This is a genomic window from Citrobacter freundii complex sp. 2025EL-00176 (genome assembly GCF_053309355.1).
Genome location: NZ_JBRYHT010000011.1, coordinates 56,711 through 69,127, shown reverse-complemented (window position 1 = coordinate 69,127; position 12,417 = coordinate 56,711). Strand labels below are relative to the sequence as shown.

10 protein-coding genes are annotated in these 12,417 nt (G+C 48.0%); 7 read left to right on the top strand and 3 right to left on the bottom strand.

The window, feature by feature from the left end; all coding sequences use genetic code 11:
- Positions 1-66 precede the first annotated feature (66 nt).
- Positions 67-1,251: a YgeY family selenium metabolism-linked hydrolase gene (locus tag ACVXHP_RS18880; protein ID WP_447572015.1), complete on the bottom strand. Its 1,185-nt coding sequence runs from the start codon at positions 1,249-1,251 to the stop codon at positions 67-69.
- A gap of 32 nt (positions 1,252-1,283) precedes the next feature.
- Complete coding sequence (dpaL, locus tag ACVXHP_RS18875) at positions 1,284-2,498, bottom strand: diaminopropionate ammonia-lyase (protein WP_447572034.1); 1,215 nt, start codon at positions 2,496-2,498, stop codon at positions 1,284-1,286.
- A gap of 380 nt (positions 2,499-2,878) precedes the next feature.
- Between dpaL and ACVXHP_RS18870 the strand changes: the two genes are divergently transcribed.
- On the top strand, positions 2,879-4,627 hold the full coding sequence (locus ACVXHP_RS18870; RefSeq protein ID WP_447572014.1) for a sigma-54 interaction domain-containing protein: 1,749 nt from the start codon (positions 2,879-2,881) through the stop codon (positions 4,625-4,627).
- A gap of 80 nt (positions 4,628-4,707) precedes the next feature.
- On the opposite strand, the gene ACVXHP_RS18865 is transcribed toward ACVXHP_RS18870, so the two are convergent.
- The gene (locus ACVXHP_RS18865) at positions 4,708-5,208 is read right to left on the bottom strand and encodes an anti-virulence regulator CigR family protein (protein ID WP_200009188.1); all 501 of its coding nucleotides are present in this window, start codon (positions 5,206-5,208) and stop codon (positions 4,708-4,710) included.
- Between the two features lie 311 nt (positions 5,209-5,519).
- On the opposite strand from ACVXHP_RS18865, the gene melR reads away from it, so the two are divergent.
- The 6 genes from melR (at position 5,520) to galE (ending at position 12,417) form a co-directional block, all read left to right on the top strand.
- Entirely contained in the window at positions 5,520-6,458 is a 939-nt protein-coding gene (gene melR, locus ACVXHP_RS18860; protein WP_304703022.1) for a transcriptional regulator MelR, read from the top strand.
- Between the two features lie 190 nt (positions 6,459-6,648).
- A complete protein-coding gene (gene nhaC / locus ACVXHP_RS18855; RefSeq protein ID WP_316129903.1) occupies positions 6,649-8,109 on the top strand; it encodes a Na+/H+ antiporter NhaC in 1,461 nt (486 codons plus the stop codon).
- A gap of 106 nt (positions 8,110-8,215) precedes the next feature.
- Positions 8,216-9,388, top strand: a complete 1,173-nt coding sequence (locus tag ACVXHP_RS18850; protein ID WP_200009191.1) for a MalY/PatB family protein — start codon at positions 8,216-8,218, stop codon at positions 9,386-9,388.
- Positions 9,389-9,542: 154 nt separating this feature from the next.
- Positions 9,543-10,178 (top strand): carbonic anhydrase, encoded by a 636-nt coding sequence (locus tag ACVXHP_RS18845; RefSeq protein ID WP_038632863.1) that lies wholly within the window; start codon positions 9,543-9,545, stop codon positions 10,176-10,178.
- A 220-nt stretch (positions 10,179-10,398) separates the two neighbouring features.
- Positions 10,399-11,337 carry a glucosamine inositolphosphorylceramide transferase family protein gene (locus tag ACVXHP_RS18840; protein WP_447572013.1) on the top strand — a complete coding sequence of 313 codons (939 nt, stop codon included), beginning with the start codon at positions 10,399-10,401 and terminating at the stop codon, positions 11,335-11,337.
- 63 nt (positions 11,338-11,400) lie between these two features.
- Positions 11,401-12,417 carry a UDP-glucose 4-epimerase GalE gene (gene galE, locus ACVXHP_RS18835; RefSeq protein WP_447572012.1) on the top strand — a complete coding sequence of 339 codons (1,017 nt, stop codon included), beginning with the start codon at positions 11,401-11,403 and terminating at the stop codon, positions 12,415-12,417.

Below are 12,417 nucleotides of genomic sequence, written 5' to 3'. Positions count from 1 at the left end.
GTTATTCTCCAGTGCGGCGGCGCTGCGCGGCACCGCCTGTAAGGTAAGAGGTTTTTATCTTTCTTTTTATTGGCGATAGAGTGTCTGGATGATGCTGTAATAGCCGCTGGCCGAACCGGTTAACTGATCGATTTCGATATATTCATCAATGGTGTGCGCCAGATTTTCACGCGAAGGTCCGAAGCCGATAGTTTTAATTCCCGCTTCGCCCGCATAGTGGCTGCCGTTGGTGCAAAATGAGTATTGCGTGATGGTCGGATTAAACCCGGCCTCACGAACCCCAGCCAGAGCGGCCTGCACGAATTCGTCCGACTCGTCATACACCCAGCCCGGGAAGAAGCGCTCCCCCTCAATAATGGCACCGGTATAACAAGACTCCTGACCCACCGCGTAGGAGACACGAGCCTTAAACTGCGGATCCTGTGCGATGAGCTCTGCAAGCGCATTTTCCAGCGGGGCAATCACGCTTTCTTTGGTTTCGCCCACCAGCAAACGGCGATCGTAGGTTGCGCGGCAGTAATCCGGCACGACCGAGGCACCCGGATACGGCGAAGATTTAATGTCGGTCAGTTCGAGAATGCCAGGCCCAAGTACCGGGTGCGTTGGCGGGGTAATGGTGCGAATTTTGTCGATCAATTGCGCCATTTTATACACCGCGTTAATCCCTGCCTGCGGGTTGGCGGAGTGCGCAGGTTTACCAAACGTTTCAACCACAATTTCAGCACGGCCACGCTGGCCAATTTTCAGGTTTAGCTCGGAAGCTTCACCGATGATTACGTAGTCTGGCTTATAGCGCTCGCTGACCAGGCGAGCGGCAATACCTTCAAAGCACTCTTCATGCACGATGCAGGCAACGTAGATTTTCCCGGCGAAATTGCGCTGATTGTCCTGACCGAAAAAACCCACGGCGGAGATCATTGCCGCCACGGCACCTTTCATGTCGGTCGTACCGCGACCATAAATTTTGCCATCTTCGATATCACCGCCGTACGGGTTGCGGGTCCACTTCTCTTCGTTCACCGGCACGGTATCAATATGTCCATCGAGGACCAGCGTTTTCCCTGGCTGATTACCCACGATACCGCCAACAATGTTGCCGTACTTATCAACGTGGATGTCATCGAACTGGTAATGCTGCATCATTGTTTTTATGGCATTGACCACTTCCCCTTCCTGACCGGAATAACTTTTTTGTTGGATCAGCGCCTGACAGTTTTTAATCACTTCTTCAATACGGTTTGCAGATAACATGGGTTTCTCCGTTCTTATTCTCAATCAGGAAATTATTTGTTGATGCCCGGGTACTGACCGCCCCAGACAATATCCAGATACTGTTGTGGGTCAGTGTCACCCTCAGTACTTATCAACAACACGCGGGAATGCTCATCCAGGCCCAGTTGTGCACGCGTTTGCGCCAGTTCAGGCAAAGTCATCAGCAGTGACAGCAGGCCGGTCGTCACCGCCCCGGACTCACCGGAAACGATCTGCGGATCGCCTGCCAGCGGATTACCCAACATGCGCATGCCAAGCGCCGCAACCTCATCAGGGCAGGAGGCAAATGCGGTGGCATAATCACGCAACAGCTTCCAGCCGATGCTATTTGCCTCACCGCAGGCGAGACCAGCCATCACGGTTTGCAAATCTCCGCCCACCGCTATTGCATCCCCCTCTTTCGAGCAGGCTGAGCGGTAGAGACAATCGGCAATTAATGCCTCGGCGACGATCACTTTCGGGCGATTTTCTCCCCATGCCGCTGTCACCATTCCCTGAACCATGCCAGCAAACGAGCCAACGCCGGCCTGAACAAAAATATGCGTCGGCGCAACCTGATGCAGTTGATCGATCGCCTCCAGCATCAGCGTGCCGTAGCCCTGCATAATCCACTGCGGGATCTTTTCATACCCTTCCCAGGCGGTATCCTGCACCACTATCCAGCCATGCTTTTCCGCCTGTTCCGCGGTCATGCGAACCGCATCGTCATAGTTCATATCGACGATTTCAGCGGTAGCGCCTTCGTTACGGATAGACGCCAGACGTTGCTGCGAAGAACCTTTTGGCATGTAAACCACGGCATTTTGCTTCAGTTGTCGCGCCATCCAGGCAACGCCGCGACCATGATTGCCATCGGTGGTGGTAGCAAACGTGACGGTTTGCAGATCGCGGCGCACCTCTTCGCTGGTCATCACATCAAACGGTAATTCGCTGATATCTTTACCGACTAATTCAGCGATATGGCACGCCATCGCATAGGAACCGCCCAGCGCTTTAAAGGCTTTCAGGCCAAAACGCTGAGACTCATCTTTGAGATAGATATTTTTTACGCCCAGTTTTTGTGACAGTGCCGGCAGCGTATACAACGGCGTTGGGGAATATCCCGGAATAGACCGATGAAAATTCAACGCTTTTACCAACTCCTGGCGGCTAAACGGCGCCAACGGCGCATTCGGATGTTCGGTAAAAGATGTCTGGTTGATAAAAAATGATAAGTTTTCCTGCATCATAAAACCTCATTGTGCTGGTAATCCATTCCCTGCAAGTGATGTCATACAGAGATATTTCCGCTATCGGTAATGCCAATAGAGCAAAATGCTTACCAGCTTTTTATGAATTGAGTAAAATATTATAAAAAACTTAACAACCACTTGAATTTCAATGAATTAAATAGCAAAAAAGGTTTGCACCCAAAAATATCACCGCGTTAGTTTATCGTTTCATTTTGATAAATTCTCACAATTGATAAATAGTGTGATCGCGGAAGATAAAATAAAAAAAACATACTAAAACAGAGCTGTAGATTGATTTTTCGCAAATCATTTTGGGATTAGTTCGCCTATTTATCATTTTTCATGATAAATGCGATACGCGCCGGAGAAGTAGTATGATTTCAGTACTCAGCAATATTCAGGATGATATATGCAATTATGCCGACGCTATTTCTGGCATCACCGGAACTGATGTTGAGATCATTGATGAATCCTTAATGCGCATCGCTGGCACTGGTAAATACCGGCATATGCTCAATGAAAACGTGGCAAAAAATGGCTACATCTACCGCCACGTTTTGCAGGTCCGGGAAACGGTGCTGATCAAAAACCCTGGCGAACATCCGCTGTGTCAGTTATGTGAAAAACACCACTATTGCTCTGAAATGCTGGATTTGAACGCGCCAATATTTCTCAACAATCGCGTCATTGGGGTGATCGGGATTATTTGCTCAACCCAGGCGCAGCGCGACACCCTCCTGAGCCAGATTGAGAAATTTGTTACTTTCATTGAGCAAATAGCCGTGATGATCTCCAGTAAGGTTTTTGAATGTCTGGAACGTTTACGCGCACAGGAAAGGCTGGGCGCATTTCGGCGTCTAATCGATGCCATGGATCGCGGCGTCGTAGCAATAGATGGTCATGGTCTTGTCTGGCACGCCAACCATTCAGCCGATCGCATTCTCAATCGCGAGGTTCAGGGATTACCGTTGACCATTGAAACAACCGGCGACAGTTTGTATGGCGATGAGGAGGCCTGGCTGACGCTTGAAGGTCAGAAATACCATGTGCTGTGCAAGCAAATTTCGCTCTCCTCATTGGATAACGATCGCTTGACCATGGTTATCTTTCGTGACGCGCACGACTACCTGAGTACCCTTCTTCCATCGCCTTATGAGGCCGACACTCAGGTGCGGTTGATTGGTCACTCCCCCCTGATGGAACAGCTCAGAAGCACCATCGGTAAAATCGCCAACAGCTATGCCAGTGTGCTCATTACCGGCGAAAGTGGTTCAGGAAAAGAGGTCGTGGCATTTGCCATTCACCAGAGCAGCCCCCGTAAAGCCGCCCCCTTCGTGACAATCAACTGTGCTGCCATTCCCGAACAGTTGTTGGAAAGCGAACTGTTTGGTTATGTGCGCGGCGCATTCAGCGGGGCCGATCCCAAAGGCCGTGTGGGAAAATTTGAACTGGCCAACGGCGGCAGTCTGTTTCTGGATGAGATCGGCGATATGCCGCTTCATCTGCAGGCTAAGCTGCTCAGAGTTCTGCAGGAAAAGGCGATCACCCGCGTCGGGTCTAACAACACCATCAATATTGATGTACGGATTATTGCCGCGACCAACAAAAATATTAACGCGATGGTGGAGAATAATCAGTTTCGCGAAGATCTTTTCTATCGCCTGAACGTGGTCCCTTTGGTTCTTCCCTCTCTGCGCGAACGACGGGCAGATATTGCCGTGCTTGCGCAATATTTTGCCGATGAGTTTTCGGTCAGTTATCAGCGACCATCACAAAAGCTTCCCGATGACGTCATCAACCGCCTCTATGCCTGGCACTGGCCTGGCAACATTCGTGAATTACGTAACGTCATCGAATATATTTTCGTGATGCGCGGGGAAGCCGCTGGGATCAACGCCAGCCATCTGCCTCCTTACCTGCTCAGCGCAGCTGACGGCAGAAAAACGTCGATGACAGCCCAGCCTCAGCAGCTTGCGAATAAGGGAAAACAAGCGGAAAGGGAAGCCATAGAAGATGTCATCCAGCGATTTGGCGCAAGCGTGGAGGGGAAAAAACAGGCAGCGGATGAACTGGGAATCAGCATTGCCACGCTTTATCGGAAAATAAAGCTGTACGGGTTATGAACCTGATCTTACTTAACGAAAAAGCCCGCGTAATGCGGGCGTCCGGCAGGTACAACAGAGCAAATCAATTCCCTGGCGACTTAATCAAACACACCATTAATAACAGCAGTAACAATCGCCGTGCTCAGTGCAATCAACACCAGATTATCGCCAACGACCTGCCATTCATAGCCAGGGTAATACGGCAGTTGATTCAACATTGAGGCTGGGACGCTCTTTTTAGCGATCCCCGGAGGAAGCGGTTTTCCTCGCGCAAGATTTTTGGCAATACCTGGCGGCAGTGATTTATACCCCGTCAAACCGTATTTAACAGCGTACTGCCTGGCCACGTTATAGCTGATGTCGCTATCCACATGATCCGGCTTGCCATAATTTTTACGCTGTTCTGCATGTGAATTATTTTTTTGACCGGCGTTTCCTTTCTGGCTATTACCGCTATTCCCCTTGTTTCCGCTATTACCATGGTTGCCACTGTTACCATTTCCGTTGCCGTTACCGGGGTTAGCGAATGCAGGGGTGGCACACATCGTCATCGCGGCAACGGCGACTAAAGCCGTTGCTAAAGTACGGAGTCTGGACATGATGATTCCTTGAGATGTGGATACATATAAAAATGTAAGATATTCCATGATGACTGGCTATCGCTATAACTCCGATTTATTGACAAAAAAAGCGATGGCTTTTTGCAAAGCGAACACCTCTGAATACGCATTTTTGCGATTAAAGATCACCACTCCCGATAACTCAGATTGGCAAGCGAGAAGCACAGGATCTGAGTTTTTGGGAATAATTTGGCGGAAATGGAGAGAAAACGGCGCTTTTTTTCGGTTAAGCTATGTTCATGCTTTGACGCTACACCATGGTCAGATTCACTATCCAGGAACCCTCCATAATGGCAAAAAGTACCCCGCAGCTGCCGCTCGACCCACATATGTGTCGCAGCTATGAAAAAAAGACACGAAGTCCGCTGGCGCTCTATTCAGAGTATCAGCGTATGGATGTCGAACTGCGGGCGCCGCTAGCCATGACCTACAGCCACTGGCATGGTCAGGTTGAGGTGAATGTGCCGTTCGATGGCGATGTGGAGTACCTTTTTAACGACGAAGTGGTGAAAAGCAAACAGGGTTTTATCACCTTGTTCTGGGCCTGTACTCCCCATCAGCTCACTGATGCCGGGCACTGTAAACAAATGGCTATCTTCAATTTGCCGATGCATTTGTTTTTATCCTGGCCGCTGGACAGGGATTTGATCAACCACGTGACGCACGGGATGGTGGTTACTTCGCTTGCCTCGCAGCAACTGAGCGCTTTTGAAGTACAGCGCTGGCAAAGTGAACTTAGCAGCGACAACGAGCAGATTCGCCAGTTAGCCATCGATGAAATCGCCTTGATGCTCAAGCGTTTTAGCCTCTCAGGCTGGCGGCCATTGCTGGGTAATAAAACACCACGGACGCAGAAAAACAGTATTTCACGGCATTCACAGTTTTACGTCAGCCAAATGTTGGAATTTATCGCCGCTAACTGCGATAAACAGATCACGGTCGATGCCATTGCCGAGCACGTTAAGCTCAATCCAAATTATGCGATGGGTATTTTTCACCGGGTGATGCAACTGACGATGAAACAGTACATTACGGCGATGCGTATCAACCATGTGCGAGCGTTACTCAGCGATACGGATAAAACAATTTTGGATATCGCCACGATTGCTGGTTTTCGCTCCAGTAGCCGCTTTTATAGCTCATTCCATAAATATGTCGGCATGCCACCGCAGCAGTATCGCAAACTGAGCCAGCAACGCCGAAATCATTCACCTTATGCCGAGGGGTAATTCATTCGCCAAATTTTCTCTTATCCTACTACAAAAAAGAAACACCAGAACAGCAGGTCAAAATAGATAACCTGACACAGTTAATAAAATAGAGTTCCGCAGAACTCTGGCAACTATGTTGCTCAAGGCTGAGTAACCTGTAGCGGGTAGTTATTTGACGTGTTCAACCATTAATGATTGGGATGGAATTATGCAATTAAATAGCTGCACCTCCAACAACAGAAAGAAATTGTCTTTCTGTTGGTCAGTTTTACCCATGATAGTCATGCTGGGCGGGATTAGCATCGGATATTTTATATTCAATATTCGTGCCGAACCCATGATCCTGATGGGCACAGCAACCGCCTCATTTATCGCCATCGCTCATGGCTACACGTGGGATGATATTCTACAAGCTATTTGCAATAAAATATCTGAAGCACTGCCAGTCATATTAATTGTCGCCAGTATCGGTTTCTTAATTGGCGCATGGATGGTGTCAGGCACTATCCCGATGATGATTTATTATGGTTTAAAATGGATTAACCCGCAGTATTTCTATATTTCAGCATTTATGCTGGGTGCGTTGATCTCAGTTTGTACCGGTACTTCCTGGGGCTCCATCGGGACCGTGGGGATAGCCATGATTGGCGTGGCAATTGGTCTTAATGTTTCGCTGCCTATTGCCGCAGGTGCCATTGTCTCCGGCTGCTGGTTCGGTGATAAACTCTCACCGGTTTCTGATTCAACCAACATGGCGGCGCTGGCTGCCGGTGTAAACCTGTACTCGCATATTGGTCATCTACTGTGGACCACCGGCCCGGGGTTTATAATTTGCTGCGTTATTTATAGCTATATGGGTATGGGCATTGATGCCTCATCCAGCGCCCCTGAAAATATCACCAGCTTAATGAACGCTATCGGCCAGATTTATCATTTTAATATTCTGTTGTTGTTACCGCCGATCATCGTTTTATATGGCTCACTGTCAAAAAGACCACCTATTCCGATGCTCTTTTTGTCAACGATAGTGTCGATGATTCTGGCATTAGTCTTCCAGCAATTCACCGCTTCGTCCGTTGGCGAATCCGTAGTCAGCGGTTTTAAGCTCGCGATGCTGACCGGGGATAACCTGCCCGCACTGTCCTCCGATGTCTCCCGCTTGCTGGAAAGAGGCGGCGCAATATCTATGTTCAGCAGTTTTGTCACCGTCTTCAGCGCCTTCAGTTTTGCCGGTGCAATGAGCGCGACAGGCTCTTTATACACCGTAATTAACGCGCTGACCAAAGGGGTTCAATCCACATTCCGCCTGGTGGCCACCACGATTGTTACGACCTTCACCATCTGTGCCTGTACGGCAAACGGGACCTTGCCATTGTTACTGTGTGGCGACGCCTTTAAAGATGAGTATAAAAAACGAGGGCTGGCCGCAAAGAACCTTTCACGAACTACCGAAGATGCCGGAACCGTAGTTGAACCGATTATCCCCTGGTCTGCTTCAGGCGTTTATTGCGCCACAATGCTGGGCGTGGCAACGCTCGATTATTTACCGTGGGCAATCCTGTGTTATAGCGGCGTCATCTTTGCCCTGCTATGGGCGGCAACAGGTATTGGCATTGCGAAATATGAGCCAAATGAAGCTGCTGAAAATAGGGTTGAGCAAAAATCATAGGCTAATAACAGCCATCACCAGGGTAAATCTAATATATCAATAAGTAGAGATTCTTCGCTCTTTGCGTTGCTTAACGTATTTTTTAGAGACTTTCCAGGAGTCAGCAATGTCTTTGTTTGATGAAATTGTCATAAGGGATGCTAATTGCCGCAAATACGGTCAATTACAACAGATGTACGGCACCACCGATGTATTGCCATTATGGATTGCAGATATGGATTTTGTGACGCCGGAACCTGTAATGAACACGCTGCGTTCAGTGGTTGCACAGCCAGTACAAGGATATAACCTGGATTATCCGCAATGGAAAGAATCCGTGATCCATTGGTATGCGCAACAGTATGATGCCGACGTCAGGCCGCATTGGTTGCATTTTATTCCTGGGGTTATAAAAACCATCGTTCTTTCTTTAATGGCGCTTACCCGACCGGGGGATAATATATTGACCTGTACACCAATATATGACCCCTACCCTAACCTGGTGAAAACCAGCGGCAGGAATTTAATCCAAACGCGCCTTATTGAGAAAGACGGATATTATGAATTTGACTGGCATGATTTCAGCGAGAAGCTCAAGCAGTGCAAAATGTTTCTTTTCCCGTCACCACATAATCCGGGAGGAATGGTGTGGTCGCGAGAAACGCTGGAACAAGTTAGCCATTATTGCCAGCAGGCTGGCGTCATCATTCTGTCTGATGAAGTGCATAGCGATTTAACCCTGCCAGGGAAGCGGCATTTGCCGTTTTTTACGCTCAATGAAGCGTCAGGCAGTCAGTCAATTGTGCTGACCTCAATCAGTAAAACCTTCAATACGGCAGCAATTCAGGGCGGAATAGCCATTATTAAGAACGATGAGTTACGCCATCAGTTCTATCACTTTCTGGATAACTGCTACCTTGCCGAGACGCATTCATTACAGCAGGCGGCCATTTACAGCGCGTTTACCCATTGTGGCGACTGGCACCAGAAACTACTGGCCTATCTGGCTGACAATGTCGCGTATATTAAACGCGAAATTGAAAAGCACTGTCCCTTGATATCTGTCGTGTATGGCGGCGCATCTTATCTTCTGTTTTTGAATGCGGTAAAAATGGGCCTCAACGATGCACAGCTAAGCGATTTTTTTGTGCATGAAGCGAAGCTTGGCCTGTCGCCAGGCGCACAATATGGTCCTGGCGGAGAGGGTCACATGAGACTCAACGTGGGCTGTCCGCGTTCTGTCCTGGTAGAAGCCATGAGTCGCCTAAAAGCGGCCTACCAGACACGGCAAAACGCGTAGCGCACATCACAATACTTGCCCTGCCATGGTGGGGCAAAATTAGCCAAAAATGTTGCAGAACTGCTATAAAGTCTTTCCCTTCTGTCGGCTGGTGTTAAACTGGAAAGTGTGATCTTCATCATAACCTGTTCAAACAGAAAAAAGAGACACTGCTATGCAACATATCATTGAGGGCTTCCTCAACTTCCAAAAAGAGATATTCCCTCAACGTAAGGAACTCTTCCGCAGCCTGGCATCCAGCCAGAATCCAAAAGCGCTTTTCATCTCCTGTTCCGATAGTCGTCTGGTGCCGGAACTGGTGACCCAGCAAGAACCGGGGCAGCTTTTCGTTATTCGCAACGCCGGCAATATCGTACCGTCTTTCGGTCCCGAACCCGGTGGTGTCTCCGCCACTATCGAATATGCGGTAGTCGCCCTTGGCGTGACGGATATCGTCATCTGTGGTCATTCCAACTGTGGCGCGATGAAAGCCATTGCTGATAGCCAGCCTCTGGATCCGATGCCCGCCGTGGCTCACTGGCTGCACTATGCCGATGCCGCCAAAGCCGTGGTTGAGAAAAAAACCTGGGATAATCCCATCGATAAAGTTAACGCCATGGTGGAAGAGAACGTTATTGCGCAATTAAACAACATTAAAACGCATCCTTCAGTCGCTGTTGGACTGCGAAATAATGCGCTGCGTCTGCACGGCTGGGTGTATGACATCGAAAGCGGTGAAATTCGTACCCTGGATAAAAACAGCAAAACCTACGTTTCCCTTGCTGACAACCCGCAGGTGCATTTCGAGTAACCCCTCCACTGGAGCAAGGATGCTCTGGACATTTTTTCCTACTTTTGTGCTACCGACAAAAAAACATCTGCAACTAGTTTTTAAGATAGGCGTAGATATTTCTACATCAGTCATCACGCATTCATTCAACATTACGACAGATGACATGTAGTGACCTGCAAAACGGCTGTCCATAGAGGCATTTTTTCAAGTTGCAGGCGATAACAAGGAGCATGCGCAAATGCTAGCGAAAATAAAACGAATGATAAAAATGTTTTTCTATCATGAGTCATGGGACATCATGATTCTAAAGGATCATGGCTCACACTTATTCCCCGCTAATACTCTGGAAATACTGAGTAAAACTGCTGCTCAGCAGTTAAAAAAGAAATATACGTTTCAGGCCGACCCTTTTATTATTGAAAAAGACGATAAACTGTATGTTTTTTATGAAGCTTTTAGCTTTCGAAACTCAAAAGGTACGCTAAGATGCCGTGTCCTGGATCGTGAACTGACCGAAATCGATGATGTTAAACTTGAGGGCTTTGACGACTTAAAGTGTCATTTATCATTCCCTTTCCTGGTCCATATCGACGATCAGCTATTCATGATCCCTGAGTCTTCAGAAAGAAAAGAAGTCATACTGTTTCAGTCGGTAGAGTTCCCGGTACGCTGGAAGAAAGTCAAAGTCTTAATATCGGATACTGAAGTAACAGATAATGTGTTTCTCACCATTAATGAAACCTGTTATCTTTTATCCACCACAATGGATAATGAAATTATTATTCACTCTGCTGAGAATATCTATGGGCAGTGGCAGCGGATTGCCCCTTCACTGAAGGTGAGCAACCCTCACCATCGGGGAGCGGGTGCGCCTTACGTTGTCGATAACAAAATGTACTTCCTCACCCAAGAGTGCACACCTGAAACCTACGGAAAATCCATCTACATCAAAGAATTAGTCACATTAAGTAATACTGTATTTGATGAAAGCCTGATCGAGAAAATCAATTCCTCGATCAACCACAGCGATGGTGTCCATACACTAAACTTCTCAAATAACTATATTGTTTATGACACTAAAATAAACAAGTTCAGTTTTTTATCTATACTTAAAAAAATATCTTACAAATGTATGGTGAGATATCGTAACTACAACCTTACCAGACTTCACCAATAGCAAGTTTTATATGGTAATGGCGTGAATCAATGCCCGTTTTGATAGCATAAATCTGGAGTCTGTATGGCAATTTTTGTCACTGGTGGCGCCGGTTATATTGGTTCACATACTGTTTTAACACTACTGGAAAGAGGCGATGATGTCGTTGTCGTTGATAATCTGTCGAACTCTTCTCGAGTCTCGCTGTGCAGAGTCGCGGAACTTGCCGGAAGGGAACCGACTGTCTATATCGCCGACGTTCGGGATCGGCAGGCCTTAAAAGACATTTTCACCCGCCATAACATCACTGATGTCATTCATTTTGCAGGACTCAAATCGGTTTCAGAGTCGATAAAAACCCCCCTCGCCTACTATGAAAACAACGTCACTGGTACGCTGGTATTACTTGATGAGATGCTGGCCGCGGGCGTTAATCGTTTTATTTTTAGCTCATCGGCCACGGTATACGGTAATCCGGAAAGCGTGCCGCTAAGCGAGCAATCACGCACGGGCGGTACGACCAATCCGTACGGCACGTCTAAATTAATGGTTGAACAGATTCTGGCCGATTTTTCACGCGCGCAGCCCGATTTTCGCATCACCTGCCTGCGCTATTTTAACCCGGTCGGAGCCCATCCATCGGGTCGAATCGGCGAAGATCCTAACGGTATTCCCAATAATCTGGTCCCGTATATCTCCCAGGTCGCGATTGGTAAACTTAAAACCGTGTCCGTGTATGGTAATGACTACCCAACCTCCGACGGGACCGGCGTGCGTGATTACATACACGTCATGGACCTGGCGACCGGCCACTTAGCCGCGTTGGATTGCCAGAACAAAGGCACTGCTTACAAAGTGATTAATCTTGGTACCGGAGTCGGGTATTCCGTGCTTAACCTCATTGAGGCGTTTGAAAAAGCGGCGCAGACAAAAATTAATTATCAGTTTGTCGCCAGAAGGCCCGGAGACATTGCCGAGTGTTGGTCAGACCCTTCTCTGGCGCGAGAAGAGTTAGGCTGGCAGGCTATCTATAGCCTTGATGAAATGATGCGCGACACGTGGAACTGGCAAAAAAATAACCCGAATGGTTATAACCTGTAA

What these genes read in the sequence shown, in the direction of transcription:
- ACVXHP_RS18880 (WP_447572015.1), bottom strand. Translation starts at nt 1,251, where the DNA reads ATGTTATCTGCAAACCGTATTGAAGAAGTGATTAAAAACTGTCAGGCG.
- dpaL (WP_447572034.1), bottom strand. Translation starts at nt 2,498, where the DNA reads ATGCAGGAAAACTTATCATTTTTTATCAACCAGACATCTTTTACCGAA.
- ACVXHP_RS18870 (WP_447572014.1), top strand. Translation starts at nt 2,879, where the DNA reads ATGATTTCAGTACTCAGCAATATTCAGGATGATATATGCAATTATGCC.
- ACVXHP_RS18865 (WP_200009188.1), bottom strand. Translation starts at nt 5,208, where the DNA reads ATGTCCAGACTCCGTACTTTAGCAACGGCTTTAGTCGCCGTTGCCGCG.
- melR (WP_304703022.1), top strand. Translation starts at nt 5,520, where the DNA reads ATGGCAAAAAGTACCCCGCAGCTGCCGCTCGACCCACATATGTGTCGC.
- nhaC (WP_316129903.1), top strand. Translation starts at nt 6,649, where the DNA reads ATGCAATTAAATAGCTGCACCTCCAACAACAGAAAGAAATTGTCTTTC.
- ACVXHP_RS18850 (WP_200009191.1), top strand. Translation starts at nt 8,216, where the DNA reads ATGTCTTTGTTTGATGAAATTGTCATAAGGGATGCTAATTGCCGCAAA.
- ACVXHP_RS18845 (WP_038632863.1), top strand. Translation starts at nt 9,543, where the DNA reads ATGCAACATATCATTGAGGGCTTCCTCAACTTCCAAAAAGAGATATTC.
- ACVXHP_RS18840 (WP_447572013.1), top strand. Translation starts at nt 10,399, where the DNA reads ATGCTAGCGAAAATAAAACGAATGATAAAAATGTTTTTCTATCATGAG.
- galE (WP_447572012.1), top strand. Translation starts at nt 11,401, where the DNA reads ATGGCAATTTTTGTCACTGGTGGCGCCGGTTATATTGGTTCACATACT.